Annotated in this window: 16 protein-coding genes; 12 read left to right on the top strand and 4 right to left on the bottom strand. The window is 38.9% G+C overall.

Annotated features, from left to right (window positions below):
- Positions 1 to 12 precede the first annotated feature (12 nt).
- The 5 genes from GY23_RS03900 (at position 13) to GY23_RS03880 (ending at position 6317) form a co-directional block, all read left to right on the top strand.
- Positions 13 to 1269, top strand: coding sequence for a Y-family DNA polymerase (locus GY23_RS03900; protein ID WP_075617881.1), 1257 nt, complete (start codon positions 13 to 15; stop codon positions 1267 to 1269).
- 129 nt (positions 1270 to 1398) lie between these two features.
- Complete coding sequence (locus tag GY23_RS03895) at positions 1399 to 3153, top strand: ABC transporter transmembrane domain-containing protein (RefSeq protein WP_075617880.1); 1755 nt, start codon at positions 1399 to 1401, stop codon at positions 3151 to 3153.
- Positions 3153 to 4931, top strand: a complete 1779-nt coding sequence (locus GY23_RS03890) for an ABC transporter ATP-binding protein (protein WP_075617879.1) — start codon at positions 3153 to 3155, stop codon at positions 4929 to 4931. The genes GY23_RS03895 and GY23_RS03890 overlap by 1 nt, the downstream gene beginning before the upstream one ends.
- 122 nt (positions 4932 to 5053) lie before the next feature.
- Entirely contained in the window at positions 5054 to 5764 is a 711-nt protein-coding gene (locus GY23_RS03885; protein ID WP_075617878.1) for a cytochrome c biogenesis CcdA family protein, read from the top strand.
- Between the two features lie 37 nt (positions 5765 to 5801).
- Positions 5802 to 6317, top strand: a complete 516-nt coding sequence (locus tag GY23_RS03880) for a CcdC family protein (RefSeq protein ID WP_075617877.1) — start codon at positions 5802 to 5804, stop codon at positions 6315 to 6317.
- An 11-nt stretch (positions 6318 to 6328) separates the two neighbouring features.
- On the opposite strand, the gene GY23_RS03875 is transcribed toward GY23_RS03880, so the two are convergent.
- On the bottom strand, positions 6329 to 6757 hold the full coding sequence (locus GY23_RS03875) for a DUF2621 domain-containing protein (RefSeq protein WP_075618229.1): 429 nt from the start codon (positions 6755 to 6757) through the stop codon (positions 6329 to 6331).
- Between the two features lie 188 nt (positions 6758 to 6945).
- On the opposite strand from GY23_RS03875, the gene GY23_RS03870 reads away from it, so the two are divergent.
- Positions 6946 to 7539, top strand: coding sequence for an SCO family protein (locus GY23_RS03870; RefSeq protein ID WP_075617876.1), 594 nt, complete (start codon positions 6946 to 6948; stop codon positions 7537 to 7539).
- Positions 7540 to 7580: 41 nt separating this feature from the next.
- Here GY23_RS03870 and mscL read toward each other — a convergent pair whose 3' ends face one another.
- The gene (gene mscL / locus GY23_RS03865; RefSeq protein WP_075617875.1) at positions 7581 to 7961 is read right to left on the bottom strand and encodes a large conductance mechanosensitive channel protein MscL; all 381 of its coding nucleotides are present in this window, start codon (positions 7959 to 7961) and stop codon (positions 7581 to 7583) included.
- A 147-nt stretch (positions 7962 to 8108) separates the two neighbouring features.
- On the opposite strand from mscL, the gene GY23_RS03860 reads away from it, so the two are divergent.
- Positions 8109 to 8789, top strand: coding sequence for a lytic transglycosylase domain-containing protein (locus tag GY23_RS03860; RefSeq protein WP_075617874.1), 681 nt, complete (start codon positions 8109 to 8111; stop codon positions 8787 to 8789).
- 44 nt (positions 8790 to 8833) lie between these two features.
- Here the strand turns inward: GY23_RS03860 and GY23_RS03855 are convergent, their stop codons facing one another.
- The gene (locus GY23_RS03855) at positions 8834 to 9082 is read right to left on the bottom strand and encodes a GlsB/YeaQ/YmgE family stress response membrane protein (RefSeq protein WP_075617873.1); all 249 of its coding nucleotides are present in this window, start codon (positions 9080 to 9082) and stop codon (positions 8834 to 8836) included.
- 719 nt (positions 9083 to 9801) lie between these two features.
- Between GY23_RS03855 and GY23_RS03850 the strand changes: the two genes are divergently transcribed.
- On the top strand, positions 9802 to 10476 hold the full coding sequence (locus GY23_RS03850; RefSeq protein ID WP_075617872.1) for a DNA alkylation repair protein: 675 nt from the start codon (positions 9802 to 9804) through the stop codon (positions 10474 to 10476).
- Positions 10477 to 10682: 206 nt separating this feature from the next.
- Here the strand turns inward: GY23_RS03850 and yfkAB are convergent, their stop codons facing one another.
- Positions 10683 to 11795: a radical SAM/CxCxxxxC motif protein YfkAB gene (gene yfkAB / locus GY23_RS03845; RefSeq protein WP_075617871.1), complete on the bottom strand. Its 1113-nt coding sequence runs from the start codon at positions 11793 to 11795 to the stop codon at positions 10683 to 10685.
- A 114-nt stretch (positions 11796 to 11909) separates the two neighbouring features.
- On the opposite strand from yfkAB, the gene GY23_RS03840 reads away from it, so the two are divergent.
- From GY23_RS03840 to GY23_RS03825, 4 genes are all read left to right on the top strand, one after another.
- Positions 11910 to 12311 (top strand): thiol-disulfide oxidoreductase DCC family protein, encoded by a 402-nt coding sequence (locus tag GY23_RS03840; RefSeq protein WP_075617870.1) that lies wholly within the window; start codon positions 11910 to 11912, stop codon positions 12309 to 12311.
- 17 nt (positions 12312 to 12328) lie between these two features.
- Positions 12329 to 12817 carry a DinB family protein gene (locus tag GY23_RS03835; RefSeq protein ID WP_075617869.1) on the top strand — a complete coding sequence of 163 codons (489 nt, stop codon included), beginning with the start codon at positions 12329 to 12331 and terminating at the stop codon, positions 12815 to 12817.
- 137 nt (positions 12818 to 12954) lie between these two features.
- Entirely contained in the window at positions 12955 to 15666 is a 2712-nt protein-coding gene (gene acnA, locus GY23_RS03830; protein ID WP_075617868.1) for an aconitate hydratase AcnA, read from the top strand.
- A 139-nt stretch (positions 15667 to 15805) separates the two neighbouring features.
- Complete coding sequence (locus tag GY23_RS03825; RefSeq protein WP_075617867.1) at positions 15806 to 19015, top strand: AfsR/SARP family transcriptional regulator; 3210 nt, start codon at positions 15806 to 15808, stop codon at positions 19013 to 19015.
- The last annotated feature ends 46 nt before the right edge of the window (positions 19016 to 19061 follow it).

Genomic DNA, 19061 nt, shown 5'->3' with positions numbered 1-19061 from the left:
GAAAAGAGCATTATGTATGAAAATTTGCCTGATCGAAAAATTGTATGTTTGGATATGCGCAGTTTCTATGCAAGTTGTGCAGCAGTTGATGAGGGTCTTGATGTGATGAAAACCCCAATTGCCATTATTGGAAATCAAGAACAGAAGGGAAGTGTTGTGTTAGCTGCTTCCCCTTCATTAAAAAAGGATTTTGGTGTTAAAACAGGTACACGTTTATTTGAAATACCTGACCATCCAGATATTCGGTTGATTGAACCCAAAATGGGATTTTTCGTGCGGGTGTCGATGGAAATTACACGTTTACTAAGTGAGTATGTACCGAAAGAAGCCATACACGTATACAGTATCGATGAAAGCTTTATCGATCTAGAAGGGACGGAGCAACTGTGGGGACCAATCGAACAAACGATTGGGCGCATCCAAGACGAGTTGCTCGAGATGTTTCAAATCCCTTCTGCGATGGGCATGGGTCCCAATATGTTGATGTCGAAGTTAGCACTTGATTTAGATGCCAAAAAAACAGGATTTGCACGATGGACATACGACGACGTATCAACGAAGTTATGGCCGGTATCCCCACTCAGCAAAATGTGGGGAATCGGGCGTCAAATGGAAAAAAATTTGAACGCCATGGGTATTTTTTCAGTCGGTGATTTGGCAAAAACGGATTTAGCCACGCTTGAAGCGAAATTCGGAGTCATGGGAAACCAGCTCTATCACCATGCGTGGGGAATTGATTTATCCGAATTAGGAGCACCGCTTGTGGCAGGGCAAATTAGTTATGGCAAAGGGCAGGTCTTATTTCGTGATTACCGAAAGCCGGAAGACATTCTGGCGGTCGTACTTGAAATGACGGAGGACGTGGCAAGACGTGCACGTGAAGCTGGGAAAGTCGGACGTACCGTACATCTAGGTGTTGAGTATAGTAAGCATGCTTTTGGTGGCGGGTTTCATCGCTCTCGTTCAATGGAAGAAGGAACAAACGACACGATGAAAATCTATAACATGTGCGTGAAATTATTTCATGAGCATTTTGATGATCGACCCGTTCGGCGCTTGTCCGTCACTTTGTCAAATGTAGAACCTGAGCACTCCATGCAACTCAGCTTATTTGAAGCTGAAAAATGGCGTAGACGGAAACTGGGTGCGGCAATGGATCAGATTCGCAGCAAGTATGGATCAGCAGCCTTGCTGCGTGCTGTGTCCTACACAGATGCTGGAACGGCTAGAGCACGTGCGAAATTAATTGGAGGGCATAAAGCTGAATAAGAATGAATTTTTTCGATAAGATACAAAAACATTTCACAATCCGAATAATTTTTCTTTTCATATCTTCTCTAAATTTAGAACATTTGCTAAACTAGTAAGGTCTTAGAAAAAGAATCGGGGGATACCTGCGTGAAAGTATTTTTAGATTTAGGGTGGTTTTTTAAAGAGAGAAAGAAACAGTATATAGTTGGGATTATTATGCTGATGTTCGTTGCTTTTTTGCAACTGCTGCCACCTAAAATAATTGGTTATGTCGTCGATGAAATCCGACTAGGAAGCTTAACAAGCGAAGCACTTACGAAATGGTTACTTTTACTTGCTGGAGCAGCACTTGCTATGTATATCATTCGCTATTATTGGCGTATGATGATTTTCGGCTCTGCCATCTTGCTCGCCCGTCAATTAAGGGAGCGATTGTTCCAACATTTCACACGCATGTCACCACAGTTTTATCAAAAACGTCGCGTCGGAGATTTAATGGCACATGCAACAAATGATTTATCTGCAGTTCAACAAACGGCAGGAGCAGGTGTGTTAACGCTTGTTGACTCCATCACAACCGGTGGTTTCGTAATTGCTGCGATGGCCATCACCATCGACTGGAAGTTAACATTGATTGCGTTGATTCCAATGCCAATTATGGCGTATTTAACGAGTTACTATGGGAAACTATTACACAATCGTTTCCATTTTGCCCAAGAAGCTTTCTCCAACTTAAACGATAAAGCACAAGAAAGTATTTCGGGCATTAAAGTCATCAAAACATTTGGTCAGGAAAAAGAAGATATTCAAGATTTTGTTCAATTATCAGATGATGTTGTGAAAAAGAATATCCATGTAGCCAAAGTAGATTCACTATTTGACCCAACGATTTCTGCGATTGTCGGTGTGTCCTTCTTCCTATCCATTACATTTGGTGCACGTTTTATCGTGGCAGGAGATATGACAATCGGGGATTTAATCGCGTTTACAGCTTATTTAGGATTACTTGTTTGGCCGATGCTTGCATTTGGATGGTTGTTTAACATTGTGGAGCGAGGACGTGCTTCGTACGATCGGATAAGGACGCTGCTCGCTGAACCCATAGATATAGATGATGCAGAACATGCACTTGATGAAAAAGCACAAGGTGATTTAGAGGTCAATATCCATGAGTTTAAGTTTCCAGATGATGAACGTGCCGCACTTAAACATGTTTACTTCACATTGAAAAGGGGAGAAACATTAGGAATTGTCGGCAAGACAGGTTCTGGTAAAACAGCGATTCTAAAGTTATTACTTCGTGAGTTTGAAGGATACGATGGCTCTATTACATATGGCGGCCATTCGATTAATTCATACAAAAAAGAACGACTCCGCTCGGCAATTGGTTATGTTCCACAAGATCATTTCTTGTTCTCGACAACCGTTGCAGGGAATATCGCATTTACAAATACCACTGCGCCACTAGCAGATGTCTATGAAGCGGCACAACTCGCACACATTCATGAAGATATCTTGAAATTCACCAATGGTTATGAAACCATCGTTGGAGAACGAGGCGTTTCATTATCGGGTGGACAAAAGCAAAGAATCTCGATCGCACGTGCGTTAATGATGAAACCAGAGCTGCTCATTTTAGATGATTCACTTTCAGCTGTAGATGCGCGCACAGAAGAAGCCATACTGGAGTCATTAAAAGCAACTCGAACGGACGAAACGACCATTATTACGGCACATCGACTAAGTGCCATACAACATGCACATCAAATCATCGTTCTACATGAAGGGACGATTGAAGAAAAAGGATCGCATGAAGAACTAATGGAACTAAAAGGCCGTTATTATGAGATGTATCAGTTACAACAACTAGAAGCACTCGTCGAAATGGGAGGTGAGGCGTAATGGAACAACAGCCGAAACTAACCGGTAAAGATCAAGGGATAATATTGAAACGGCTACTTTCATATTTATCGCCGCATAAAAAAGTAATCACAATTGCCTTGATCTTACTCGTTCTTACTGTTATTGGGGATGTCGTAGGACCGATGTTAATCAAAACGTTTATCGATGATTACTTAACAGCTCGAAACTTTCCAACAGGACCACTAGTGGGGCTAGCAGGAGCTTACTTGTTTATTCAACTATCGAATGTGGTGATCAGCTATTTCCAACTATTGAAATTCCAAGAGATCGCGTTGAAAATTATTCAGCAAATGCGAATTGATGTATTTACAAAAGTGCAGAATTTAGGGATGCGCTATTTTGATAAAACGCCTGCGGGTAGTATCGTGTCTCGTGTAACAAATGATACAGAAGCCATTAAAGATATGTTTGTCAGCGTATTGGTCGGCTTTTTGCAAAGTGGATTTTTAGTAATTGGAGTGTACATTGCGATGTTTATATTAAATGTCAAACTCGCATTGGTCACCCTGTTGCTATTACCGATTTTGTTCATGATTATTCGTATGTATCGACGTTACAGTTCGGTATTTTATCAAGATTTACGTGAACGCCTAAGTCAATTAAATGCGAAACTGGCGGAGTCACTACAAGGAATGTCCATGATTCAGGCGTTTCGACAAGAACCTCGTTTGAAAGATGAGTTTAATGACATTAATGAACAACATTGGAAAGCGGGCAAACGTAATATCAAAATGGACAGTTTGCTGCTACGACCTGCAATCGATTTGGTATATGCACTCGCGCTTATTATGTTGCTCAGCTATTTTGGGATCACATCTTTCAACAATACGATAGAAGTCGGGGTTATTTATGCGTTTGTTACGTATATTGACCGTTTCTTTGAACCAATCAATCAAGTGATGCAGCGTCTATCTATTTTCCAACAAGCAATCGTTGCTGCTTCTCGTGTATTCAAGTTGCTGGATGAAGAGGAATTGGCACCAGCTCAAGCAAATACAACGGCACAAATCACGAATGGGAAAATAGAGTTTAAAAATGTGACATTTTCGTATGATGGTCAAACCGATGTACTCAAAAATATCTCGTTTACCGCACAACCTGGGGAAACCGTTGCGCTTGTTGGTCATACAGGGAGTGGGAAAAGTTCAATCATCAATTTATTGATGCGTTTTTATGAATACGAACATGGTGATATATTAATAGACGGACAATCCGTGAAAGACTTCAAGACACAAGAGTTACGCGAAAGAATGGGTCTCGTCTTGCAAGATCCATTCTTGTTCTTCGGTGATATTGAAAGTAACATCCGTTTGCACCATCAAGACATGACAGCTGAAGAAGTAAGAACTGCGGCTGAATTTGTGCAGGCCGATGCGTTTATTAACCAATTACCAGATGGGTATAAACAAAAAGTGACCGAGCGGGGTTCAACTTTCTCTAGTGGTCAACGTCAACTTGTTGCATTCGCACGTACAATGGCAACTGATCCTAAAATTTTAGTACTCGATGAAGCAACAGCAAACATCGATACCGAAACAGAAGTAGCCATTCAATCGAGTCTGAAAAAAATGCGTGAAGGTCGAACTACCATTGCGATTGCACACCGTTTAAGCACAATTCAAGATGCCGAACTGATTCTTGTGTTGCATCAAGGTGAAGTGGTGGAGCGGGGCAATCATCAAGAATTGCTCACTGCTAGAGGGCTATATCACAAAATGTATATGCTCCAAAATAACATTGTGGAAGAAACTGTATAACTGAAATGAGGGGGCACATTTGTGTCCTCTTTTGTTTGGACAAAAAAATGTCACAACCTTAAATGAAGTTATTTGCATGATTATTTGATACGATGTTAGGAGAATGGTAAAGGAGCGACATTATGGCATCAGAAATCAATATATTATTAGCATTTGGAGCGGGATTTCTAAGCTTCATTTCACCGTGTACATTACCTTTATATCCTGCTTTTCTTTCTTACATCACGGGAATGACATTAGATGAGCTAAAGACAGATCGAGGAATTTTACAGAAACGAGGAATGTTGCACACCCTATTTTTCTTGCTTGGCTTTTCATTCATTTTTATCGCATTGGGTTTCGGGACAAACTTTGTAAACACTGCCTATATTCAATACCAAGATTTAATTAGACAAATAGGTGCTATCTTTATTGTGTTATTTGGTTTAATCGTTGTAGGTGTATTTCAACCGAAATTTCTCATGAAAGACAGAAAAGTCCAATTTAAAAATAGACCATCGGGTTATTTTGGTACCATCCTGATCGGTATGGCATTTGCAGCAGGGTGGACTCCCTGTACAGGTCCCATATTAATGTCTGTCCTTTCGCTTGGTGCAGCTAACCCAGGATCTGGTATATGGTACATGTTAGCATATGTATTAGGATTCGCGATTCCGTTCTTCGTGTTATCGTTCTTTATTACACGAATGGGCTGGATTCGAAAACACAGTATGAAAATCGTCAAAATCGGTGGGTACATCATGATTGCTGTCGGAATCTTATTATTCTTTGATGGCATGACATATATCATTCGTATTTTAAGTCCCATCTTTGGAGACTTCCAAGGTTTTTAACGAAAATAATAAGATTTGAAAAAATAGGAGGAATCGAATGATTGAGCAAATTCCTTCGCAGTGGTTAATCATTGGATCAACAATTGTTGCAGTTGTCATGGGCACATTTGTCATGACAGTACGAGCAAGATCCGCGAAAAAACCAGCTAGCGCTAAAAAAATTATTTTGCCACCACTTTTCATGTCAACAGGGGCACTCATGTTTGTCTTTGAGTTTTTTCGTGTACACCCAATTCAAATTGCGGAATCAATAGGCGTAGGTTTACTATTTTCAACTGTGTTGATATGGACGTCTAGATTTGAAGTGAAAGATGAAGCTATTTATTTAAAACCATCGAAAGCCTTTATTTTCATATTAATTGGTTTATTGATTGTTCGGTTAATAGCGAAACTCATTTTAAGTTCAACGATTCATGTGGGCGAGTTAAGTGGAATGTTTTGGTTATTGGCATTTGGCATGATTGTGCCTTGGCGCATCGCCATGCTGATTCAATATAAGAAACTCGAAAAAACATTAGATGAACATACAAAAAAACCGACCTTAACTACATAAGGTCGGTTTTTCTATTCAAATAAGTGTTCATACGGTGTTACATCAATCTGCATTTCCGCTAATTTTTTACGTAAAAACTTGTGATCTCGCTTTGGTGTTGCTTGTATATATCCACGAATAATGTGATCATTTTCTATGGATTCGGCATTTTCTTCCAATGCTAATTGTCCGACTTTCCCAGCTATTTTTTGTTTAGCAACGGGACGGAATAGTTCAGGCACGGGAGTTACCAACTCATTTAACATTGCTTTTGCTTGATCTCCCCATAAATGAAGGGACGTTTCGACGTAATGCTCTTCCCAGTCGAGTACTGACTTTCCATCATCCTTTGGTAATACTTTTAAAAACTTGCGGAACATAAAGTAGCCACCAATAGCGAATAATCCAGCAAGTATAAACACCCAAAATACAATAAACCATAAAAACCATCCTGACACAATTCTCACCTCTTATACACTGTCACTCTATTATAAGAGGTTCACGCGAAAAAAACACGTCCAATGTATTCGTTTGGTGGTTTGAATAAGCTAAAGACACAAATTCGTTAGAATCAAAGAAGACTTCCACCTTGAATTCGGAAATTTCATTCGCTAAGATGAAAACAAGTGAAAGCGAGGAGATACCATTAATGAAGCTAAAAACAGCATTCATATTATTAATCATAAGCGTCGTCATATTGACTGGATGTAATTCAAATAAGTTTCAAGCAGAAACGGATTGGGAAGTTGAATCTTTTTCACATGATTCACAAAGAGGCGAAGAAGTTTCTTTGGAAAGCTTAAAGGGAACGGTATGGTTGGCTACATTTATCTTCACTAATTGTGATGATGTGTGCCCTCCAATGACGATGAATTTGGCGATGATACAAGATGAGTTAATCGAATTAGGGGTAGAAGATTATAAAATTGTCGAGTTCAGCGTAGATCCAGAGGTGGACACACCTGAAATCTTGGCGGACTATTTAGCAAAATTTAACGCGCCTGACGAATCTAAGTGGGAATTACTTACGGGATATGCACCTAATTACATTGAGCAATTTGCACGTAATTCATTTCAAGCAATTGTTAAAGCTGATCCAGGCTCAGACCAAGTAATTCATGGCGTTAGTTTCTATCTAGTGGATCAAGATGGAATTGTCGTGAAAAGCTATAATGGATATAAAGATGTACCAAAAGAAGAAATTGCTGCAGATATGCAAGCACTAATCGAACAGGGTAAATAAAAAGAACTGGCAATGGCCAGTTCTTTTTTCATACCTACCTATTACGTCTTTTGGATTTTTAATAAATCGCGAATTTCAACAAGCAATGCTTCTTTAGAATCGATTGCTGGCCCTTTTTCGACCACCGCTTCTTTTTTTCGTTGAAACTTCATCAATAAACGGATCACGATGAAGATAGCAAATGCCACGATTAGAAAATCGACAACAGTTTGAATGAAGTTCCCGTACATAACTTTTGCACTTCCAACTTCGAATACTAAACCGGTAAAGTCGATGCCACCCATTAGTACACCCATAAGTGGTGTGATAATATCTGAAACGAGTGAGGCTACGATTTTTCCAAAAGCTGCACCAATTACTACAGCAACTGCCAAATCCATAACATTCCCTTTTAAAGCGAATTTTTTAAAATCTTCCCACATATATTCACACCTCCTTCAACATAAGTGTACAAAATGAAAGATATCATGTATATGATTGAAAATGTCCATATCGGTAACTATTATGAATTGACGAGTCTATTTAAGGCGATTATGTGATAAACTATTAAAAAAACAGGATGCGACATTATGAAAAAACCAAATAAAACAACTTCAATTGTGAAAAGAAGTATATATCTCATTCTGATGGTCCCGTTTGCCTTGACGCTCTTTATTTTGATTAGTGTTTACTGGGGAGACCTTCAACGAATTCCAATCGTCCATACACTGACAGAGTCTATACAAGATGCACCCAAACGATTAGTGGATATGAAAATACCAGAAGAATACATTCCAATTTATCAGCTGGCTGCAGAAACATATGAAATACCATGGACATTACTTGCTGCTCACCATCGAATAGAAACGAGGTTTTCTACAATGGATCCATTGTTATCTCCAGTTGGGGCAGAAGGTCATATGCAATTCATGCCTTGCACGTTTGTTGGTTGGCAACATCCGAGTTGTTCAGGATTAGGCAAAGGCGAAATTGTGGAACAAGAAAAAACAAATCCGGACGTAATTGCAAAATACGGGGGATATGGCGTAGATGCAAATCAAGATGGAAAAGCTGACCCTTATCAAATAGACGATGCCGTGTTTAGTGCAGCTAATTATTTGGCAAGCAACGGTGCTGCCACAGGTGATTTAGAAAATGCAATTTTCATGTATAATCATAGTGATGAATATGTTGAAGATGTGCTTTATTATTATCACAAATATGAAGATGAACAATCAACAAAAGAACAAGCTACTGCTGTTAAGCCATAAAAAAAGAGTCGTTCAATTGAGAACGACTCTTTTTTACACATTAATTATGATTTACGCAGAGCTTTTAAGATCATGCTAACCACGAAGATTAAAATGATTGCACCAATTAATGCTGGAATAATTTGAATATCGGCTACGACTGGACCGAAATCAAAGAGCATATCGCCAATCCAAGCACCAATAATACCAGCAATGATGTTACCGATAATTCCACCTGGTACGTCTTTACCTAAAATTAATCCTGCCAACCAACCAATAATCCCACCAACAATTAGATATAATATGAATCCCATTTGAGTCATCTCCTGTTCAAGTCTTTTTGATTTGTCTTGCTTACTTAATAGATATCCCCAAAAACCTCAGTTCAAACCACAATTCGTGAATTTTTTTTGTTCTCAAGGGAGAATTATTAAGAATGGAAGTAGTTTGTGCATCCCGTGAACTCAAGTTCTTATTCTTCATACTATGAGTACGGCGTAAAATGTACTATGCATTTGCCCTTAGTTGAACGCTTTATTTCATCGCTTAAAAAGGTTAGAAATAAATTAAAAAAATATTTTGTTAATTTGACAAGTGAAGAGTATAATAACCAAAAGGAGTGATAAAGGTGGACCGATTGATGATGAAAAAACTCAATAAACAGGCACTATGGTTTGTAACAATTCATACATTGTTTATCTTTAACCTCGCATTAGACTTAATTGAATTCTTGTGAAAAAGCGGATAGGTATTCTATCCGCTTTTTTGTTGAAATAATAGAAATGCTTAAACTGAAGGCTATGTTAAAGAATGCTGTTGATATTGAATAAGAGTGCATTTGCACCTAGCACAGCTTTTCTGCGATGAGCTTGCGCAAGCAGCCGAACGAGTGTGATGAATGAGACCCACAAATATGCGGTTTACCTACTTGCTGGCTCGTGCGGAACGTGCGGTCAGCGCAATCGTACGATATACAACAGGTTCGATTGCATAGCTGGGCTTATAACCAAGCTTAAATGAAAAGAGGAGTACAATGAAAGAACAGTGGAATCGAGAAGCATATATCAAGATATTTGAAAATCTTCGCAATGAACAAATAGCAGAACCCATGAAGGCTTATATGAAACATCATTTTCCATTTTTGGGCATTAAAAGCCCAGCTCGAAAAGAGGCATTAAAAACATATTTTTCTACTTATTCAATACCGGAAATACCTCAATTACTCGATGAAATATGGGCGATATATAATATGACCGAACGAGAATTTCAATATGCCGCAATCGCTTTATTAGGCAAGAAACAAAAGTCGCTAACAATTGAAGATTTAGTGTTTTGTGCAAAATTGATTACCGAAAAATCATGGTGGGATAGCGTTGATTCGATTGCACCGTCTATCGTAGGCACAATTGTTTTGAAAGATCGACTGAACGGTGAGAAAGTCATGCGTCAATGGTCAGATTCAGACAATATGTGGTTGAACCGATCAGCAATCTTACATCAATTAAAATATAAAAAAGAAACAAATGAAGAATTACTTACTGAAATTGTATTGAAACATGCGGACTCAAATGAGTTCTTCATTCAAAAAGCGATAGGGTGGGTGTTGAGGGAATATGCAAAAACGACTTCAGTATTCGTTCAGCAGTTTGTAGAAACAAACGAGTTAAAACCTCTAAGTAAACGTGAAGCGTTAAAACATTTCAAATAAAAAAGCAGCCAAAAAATCGAGGCCGCTGAAAAGTTCATTCAATCTAAACAAGCGAGCCTTTCTTGAAAAAATCGAGGGAAGGCTCATTAGTAAACTGTATACATTAGATGGCATCCACAAGGCGCACAAGCGTGAATTTTGGGGAATACCTCATCCAGTCTGTAATGATGAACTTTTTAGTAGCCTCAGGAAAATCGGCTGCTTTTTCACTTTACAGAACCACTCACAAACGAATGGTCTTTATAATACATATTTTTCACTAAGACATTTGGCCCCAAACATTTCACTGCAGGACAGTGGCAGTTTAATTCTTTTGCAAGTGGTGAATCTAGCCATTTGTCAAAGATGGCCGGTAAGGCATCATTCTTCATATTTCCAAGAACTGGAGCATCACCAAAGTCTGTAACAATTACGTCACCAGTGAAAATGTTGACATTTAATCGTGAACGGCCATCTGGATCATTTCGGACGGTTACATTCCGTTCTTGCTTTAAGCGTTGCTGTAATTCACGGTCGTCTCCATTCGGACTACATGGATAAAATGGCAATGTCCCAAACAACATCCAAGTATCTTGATCACGTATATCCAGTAAATGATGAATGGCAGTACGTGTTTCTTCTAAAGACAACGAGGTTAAACTGCTTGCGAAATCCGAAGGGTACATCGGGTGTATTTCATGTCTCGCACATTTCATTTCATCGACCACTTGTCGGTGAATATGTTCAAGATAAGGTAAAGTTTTTTTGTTTAACATCGTCTCAGCTGAAACCATAACACCTGCTTCAGAAAGCATCCGACTGTTTTCAATCATTCGACTAAATAATTTCGCACGTTGGTCGTAGGTGGGTTTTCGTTCCATAACCGCAAAGCCAGTTTCGACAAACTCATCCACTGTTCCCCAGTTGTGAGAAATATGTAGGACATCCAAATAGGGGGCAATTAACATATATCGTTCCGAATCCAATGTTAAATTTGAATTGATTTGGGTGCGAACCCCACGTTCGTGGGCGTATTTTAATAACGGAAGTACATAATTGTTAACTGATTTTTTGGATAACATCGGTTCTCCACCAGTAATGCTAAGTGTTTGTAAATGAGGAATTTCATCAAGACGTTGACGAAGAAGTTCAAATGGCAATGCATCTGGATCTTTCGTTTGCAATGTATAACCAACTGCACAATGTGCACATCTCATATTACATAAGGTAGTCGTCGTGAATTCGATATTCGACAAGGTTAGTGTGCCGTGTTTTTCCATGTCAGCGTAAGCTTCCCAAGGATCGTTAGATGGTGCCAGTTTTTGAATCGTTGTGTTCATAAATCATTCGTCCTTTCTACAATGAATCATTGTCGCATAACATTGGCTAATTGAAAACGTTTGATTGTCGGTTTTTAGGTGTATCAAGTAATATAAGAAGAAAAGGTGAATTTTATGAATCAAGAGAAATCCATTCTTTTATACGATGGAAGTTGTGGTTTTTGTCAGCATTCAGTGCAATTTATTTTGCAACATGAGCGTGGCGAAGACATCTTTTTCGCGCCCATCCAAAGTGAACTAGCCAATTCGATCTATGAAAACCACCCTGAACTCAAAAATGTTGATTCAATTGTCTTTGTAATGGGAAAAGACATTTTAGTGGAATCAGATGCAGTATTGGCACTTGCGACTTATTTACGTGCACCTTACCATTACGGCAAGATCGCACGATTTTCCCCGAAATGGTTACGTGACAGAGTATATCGGATTGTGGCGAAACATCGACACCGGTTAATCCGCAAGAATGACTCTTGTCTCCTGCCAAATGCACAACAACGGAAAAGATTCTTAAGTTAAATAAAGGAGAGAGTTAGATGTTCTTAGAAGAAAATAACCAAATCCGAAAAGAGTTATATCGAACAATCGAGAAATTAACAGATGATCAGTTCAATCAAACTCCTGACAAGGGGGGCTGGTCACCTAAACAAATTCTTGAACATCTTGTCAAAATGGAAACTGTCATTGCAACGAATATTGCAAGAGAATTAAAAAACCCTGAGAGTCCGAAAACGAGGAAAAAACCGATTGGGCTTTCGACAAGTCGCCTAATAAAAGTGGAAGCACCAGGGTATATGGTTCCAACTGACGAGTACAAAACAAAAATGGAGATGGAAAAAAATCTCCATGAATCGCGACTCTTCTTATTAGATGTGTATGAATCTGGGACAAAAGACGTATTTAGAGAGAAATCATTTAAACATCCGATTTTTGGGCAAGTCCCACTGATTCAATGGTTTTCATTTATTGGGCTTCATGAAAAACGTCATATCAAACAATTGAAAAAAACAATCAAAACAGCCTAAGGTCATAACGTATACTTATCACAACCAATAATTTTAATGTAATTTACTTATAAACTAGACTACGTTATGATTAGAAATGGAGAAAAGACAACACCAGTAGATGTGAGCCTTTTCATAAGACAAAAGGAGGAAAAGACATGGCAAAGAGTAACTTGCACAATAGCCGTACTTCTTTCGATTTAAACGGTAAAACATACAATTACTACCGTTTAGCTGCGTTAGAAGAGGCAGGGATCGCAAATGTTTCCCGCCTTCCTTATTCAATTAAAGTATTGCTAGAATCTGTTTTGCGTCAGCATGACGGATATGTTATCAAAGATGAGCACGTAGAAAAATTAGCAAACTGGGGTAAAGACGTTGATCCTGAAGCGGAAGTTCCGTTCAAGCCTTCACGTGTTATCCTTCAAGATTTCACTGGTGTACCAGTAGTAGTTGATTTAGCAGCACTTCGTTCAGCAATGGCTGAAATGGGTGGAGATCCAGATAAAATTAATCCAGCAATTCCTGTTGACTTAGTAATTGACCACTCTGTTCAAGTAGACAGATATGGTACTAGCGATGCACTAAACATCAACATGGATCTTGAATTCGAACGTAATGCAGAGCGTTACCAGTTCCTAAGCTGGGCTCAAAAAGCATATGACAATTACCGTGCTGTACCACCAGCAACTGGTATCGTTCACCAAGTAAACTTAGAGTACTTAGCTAACGTTGTACACGCAGTTGAAAATGAAGAAGGTACATACGAAACGTATCCGGATACATTAGTAGGTACTGACTCACATACAACAATGATCAATGGTATCGGAGTTCTTGGTTGGGGTGTTGGTGGGATCGAAGCGGAAGCAGGAATGCTTGGTCAACCTTCATACTTCCCAATCCCTGAAGTTATCGGTGTTAAATTAACGGGTGACCTTCCAAACGGGACAACTGCAACTGACTTGGCACTTAAAGTAACAGAAGTACTTCGTGCAAAAGGTGTAGTAGGTAAGTTTGTTGAGTTCTTCGGAGCTGGCGTAACAAAACTTCCACTTGCTGACCGTGCAACAATTGCCAACATGGCACCTGAATACGGCGCAACTTGTGGTTTCTTCCCAGTGGATGAAGAAGCTCTTGATTACATGCGTTTAACAAGCCGTGACGCAGAGCACATCCAAGTGGTTAAAGAATATTTAACTGCAAACGGTATGTTCTTTACGGCTGACAACGAAGATCCATTCTACACAGACGTTGTGGAATTAGATTTGTCTACAATCGAACCAAACATGTCAGGACCTAAACGTCCACAAGATTTGATTCCATTGTCTGAAATGAAATTGGAATTCAACAAAGCAGTTGTAGCACCACAAGGTAACCAAGGATTTGGTTTATCTAAAAAAGAATTTGCTAAATCTGCTACAGTAACATTCGAAAATGGTAGTGAAGTAACAATTCCTACAGGTGCTATTGGGATTGCTGCCATTACATCTTGTACGAATACTTCAAACCCATTCGTTATGATCGGTGCTGGTCTAGTAGCTAAAAAAGCTGCAGAAAAAGGATTACGTCCACCAGCTTATGTAAAAACTTCATTAGCACCAGGTTCTAAAGTTGTAACAGGTTACTTACGTGACGCTGGTCTTCTTGAGCCATTGAGCGCAGTCGGTTTTGACTTAGTTGGTTATGGCTGTACGACTTGTATTGGTAACTCAGGCCCAATGCTTCCTGAAATTGAAAAAGGAATCATTGAAAATGACTTACTTATTACTTCAGTACTTTCAGGTAACCGTAACTTTGAAGGGCGTATTCACCCACTAGTGAAAGCCAACTACTTGGCTTCACCACCACTTGTTGTTGCATATGCATTGGCAGGTACGGTTGATATCGACCTTCAAAGTGAATCCCTTGGTAAAGATCAAGATGGCAACGATGTATTCTTTGCAGACATCTGGCCATCAACTGAAGAAATTAAAGAAGTACTTCAAAAAACGGTAACACCTGAATTATTCCGCAAAGAATATGAAAAAGTATTCAGCGAAAATGAGCGTTGGAACGCGATTGAAACGTCAAATGATTCATTATATACATTTGACGAAAATTCAACGTATATTCAAAATCCTCCATATTTCGAAGGATTAACGAGAGAACCAAGCGATATCCAAACGCTTGCTGGTCTTCGTGTCGTTGCGAAATTCGGAGATTCAATTACTACTGACCACATTTCACCAGCTGGTGCGATTGGTAAAGATACACCTGCAGGTAAATACTTACGTGAACGCGGTGTGGAAGTACGCGACTTTAACTCATATGGTTCTCGTCGTGGTAGCCATGAAGTGATGATGCGCGGTACGTTTGCCAACATTCGTATCCGTAACCAAATCGCTGCAGGTACAGAAGGTGGATTCACAACTTACTGGCCAAACGGCGAAATCATGGCAATCTATGATGCTGCAATGAAATACCAAGAAGATGGTACTGGCTTAGTGGTTCTAGCAGGTAAAGATTACGGTATGGGATCTTCACGTGACTGGGCAGCTAAAGGTACAAACTTACTTGGCATCAAAACAGTAATTGCTGAAAGCTATGAGCGTATTCACCGTTCTAACTTAGTAATGATGGGTGTTTTACCACTTCAATACTTACCAGGTCAAAGTGCAGAAACACTTGGCTTAACAGGTAAAGAAGAAATCAGCGTTAATATTGCTGAAGGCGTTAAACCTCGTGATCTTCTGACAGTTACTGCTAAAGCTGAAGATGGTTCAGTGAAAGAATTCGACGTGTTAGCACGTTTTGATTCTGAAGTGGAAGTGGATTACTACCGTCACGGTGGAATCTTGCCAATGGTATTACGTGATAAATTGAAAAACTAATATTTTTTAAGAAGGCTGTCCTTTTGGGCGGCCTTCTTTTTTTGACCTGGAGTCATATTTTATTTAAATTGTCATTCAATTTTGAACATTGCTGTGATACACTTTTGGTAGAGAGATTGCAAGAGAGGGAATTATTTACATGGACTTACCTTTACTAAAATCGAAACTCGTGCCACCTGTAACCAGTGAAACGTATATGCGTCGGGCTTCTTTGACGCACATATTTAAACAACTCACAATAAAAAAATGCACCTTGATTTCGGGTGGAGCTGGCTATGGAAAAAGTTCGGCAATTGCCCAGTTTGTTGCGGATAGCCGAATTAATTGTTCGTGGTATACCGTATCGTCAGAAGACGATGACTTAGTGCCTTTTTTACGCTATTTGATTGGAAGTATACAACGGGTAATCCCTGGCTTTGGACAAAAACTTTTGAAAGATTGGTTTCTTCAACCTGCTTTTCCAAGCGAGAAGGAATTAATCTCTTGGCATGCTTGGTTTGTCAATGAGTTGGAATACGTGACTGAACCATTCGTCATTATCATCGATGACTACCATTTAATCGATCATGTCTTCTCCATTAATTTCATGATGGAACGAATAGTGGAACATTGTCCATTACATATTCACATGGTATTAATTTCACGAACGAAACTGAAATGGTCCCAGTTATTAAAACTGAAAATGAGTGGACAATTAGTAGAAGTAAAAGAAAAAGATTTAGTATTTACTGAAGAAGAAATACTGGTTTATTTTGAAGATTATTATAACCGTCAGTTAACAGAAATCGAATCGAGACATATTTTAGAAATTACGGAAGGCTGGGCCATTGCCATTCAATTGATGGCTGTACAATCTGAGAGTGACATCAATACGTTTGATATTTCTTTAAAGCCTGCTCTTGTCGATCTATTTCACTATTTATCGGAAGAAGTATTTATTAGATACACATCAGAAGAGCAAAAATGGCTTTTGCAGTTCTCTATATTTCCTACGTTTTCACATCAATTTATTCTCATGTTTTACGGCGAAGATTCTGTGGATTTTTTACAAGCATTCCGTAATCAACACGGTTTCCTCCAACAATTAGGTGAAGACCAGGTCTATCGTTTTCACGCATTATTTCAACAATATTTAGTTACCAAATGGAAACAATCCAGTCTACTAGACTTTCAAGCTGCTCACAAATCAGCTGCGCAATATTTTGAACAAAAAAGCGACTCGATTCGTTCTATTTATCATGCACTTCAGAGCGAGGAACCCTACTTTATTACTCAAATTGTACTAAAAACAGTACCTAAATTATTGAAATTAGGTCAATTCGATTTAATTATGGATAGCTTAAAAGAAATCCCGCTTACATACTTTGAAGAGTATCCCGCTCTCTATTTTTTCGAAGGAGAAGCCAATCGTTATCGAGCTTATTATGAAAAATCGAAAAAAGCCTATTTGAAATGCTTGTCACTTGCAACCGTTAAACAGGATGCATTATATATCTGTTACGCACACGCAGGACTAGCCCATATCTATTTAGATACCATTCAACCGGGCTTAGCTAATCCTCATTTGGCAAGTGCCATCTCTTATGCAAGTCAAACCACCGACATTTCACAGACAGATATGAACAATTTAAAGCGACAATTTGCTGAAAACCTTGTGAATTTAGGAAAGATCAAAGAGGCAATAACATTTATCGAAGAAGAACAATTACCAGAAATGTTATTAACTGATGGGAATCTAGACGCTCGAATCTTATTGAGAATGGGTAAACTTTTCGACTCGCTTCACTTGCTAGAAAATCGATTGCGCGAGGAAGATTTAGTGCCTAATTCGCACCGAGAAACGACAGTCTTATTAGCACTGATTAATGCGATGGTAGGAAAACTTTCGGAATCTACTATTTATGCATCAAAAGGAATTGAAAGTGGAATTCGTGAAAAATCCGCATTTGTTGAAGCGGTTGGTTTAATTCGTAAAGGGCATGCAGAAAGTGTTGCTCGGCAACATCTCCTTGAATTACCGGAACGTATGTATTTACAAGCAATTGAAAAAATGGATCGATTGGATGTCTCAAGGGGTAAAGCAGAGCCCTATTTAGGTCTGGCATTACTTAAAGCCAAACAAGGATATCCTCATGAAGCTTTGGCACTTGCTAGAAAAGGCTTACAAGAAACAGAAACTGTTCATGATGCCTGGCTGTCTGCGTATATTAAGATTGGTATTGCGATGATTTATTGTACATCACATCAGTATGATCATGCGATTGGCTATGCAAAACAAGCAAAACAAGATTTTATATTATGTGGAGACTCGTTTGGAGAAATGGTCGCATCATATTGGGGAAGTGTCTGTGCATTTGAATTAGGAAAAAAGGATGTTTTTACAGAAGAAATGAAGCGATTTGCTCACATACTAATGGATGAACACTATACATTCTTTATCGAAAAATTGACATTGTATGGTCCGTTTGATATTCAACAAATCCATCCACTCGTACAACAAGCGGCCATTACAGAGACCGATGATTCAGGGATCCAATTCTTGGTCCGATATTTACAAGTGGAGCCCCATGTTAAATACCCAGGATATACTTTGCACATACAACTACTTGGTCCTATGTCTATTTCTAGAGGGCAGGAAGAAATTGACAATCGGAAATGGCAACGAGAAAAAGCAAAAGATCTATTTGTGTATTTATTTATTCATAAGGATCGATATGTACCAAAAGATGAACTTGTGAGAGAACTTTTTGTGGATCAGGATGAAAAGACCGCCAATCGCGATTTTAAAGTGGCTCTCAATGCTCTTTACAATGTATTAGAACCAAATAGGTCTCCACGTGCTGAGTCTTATTTTATTAGAAGAAAACAAGCGATGTATCGAATTCATCCAAAGGCGGCCATCGTTAGTGATATGCAACAGTTTCAACAACTTGCTGCTCAAGGATTAGAGGAAAGAAATCCGGAACAGGCCCTTGCGATATTAACATCTGCAGCTGAACTTTATAAAGGTTCCTTTTATTTGGACCAAACACTTTTCGATTGGTTTCAATTTGAACGTAACCATTTCCACGAAACGGTTTTGCAAGTGTATGAAAAGCTTGCTCAGAATGCAACGAGACTTCAGCAATTCGACCAAACCATATATTATGCTGAGAAATTGATCAAACTTGACCATACATGGGAAGAAGCTTATCGACTGTTGATGTTCGCACACTATCAAAAAAAGAATAGATCTCAAGCAATCAAGTGGTACGATCGATGTGTGCAAATGCTGCAACATGAATTTGAACTAAAACCAATGGAAACGACTGAACAAATGCACGAATTAATTACGATGGGCTTTTCATAACATAACCTGTGTTGAGGTAATCTCGATGCAGGCTTTTTTCTGCAGT

The sequence above is a fragment of the Paenisporosarcina indica genome, from assembly GCF_001939075.1.
Taxonomy (GTDB): domain Bacteria; phylum Bacillota; class Bacilli; order Bacillales_A; family Planococcaceae; genus Paenisporosarcina; species Paenisporosarcina indica.
This window is presented reverse-complemented; position numbering and strand designations above follow the sequence as displayed.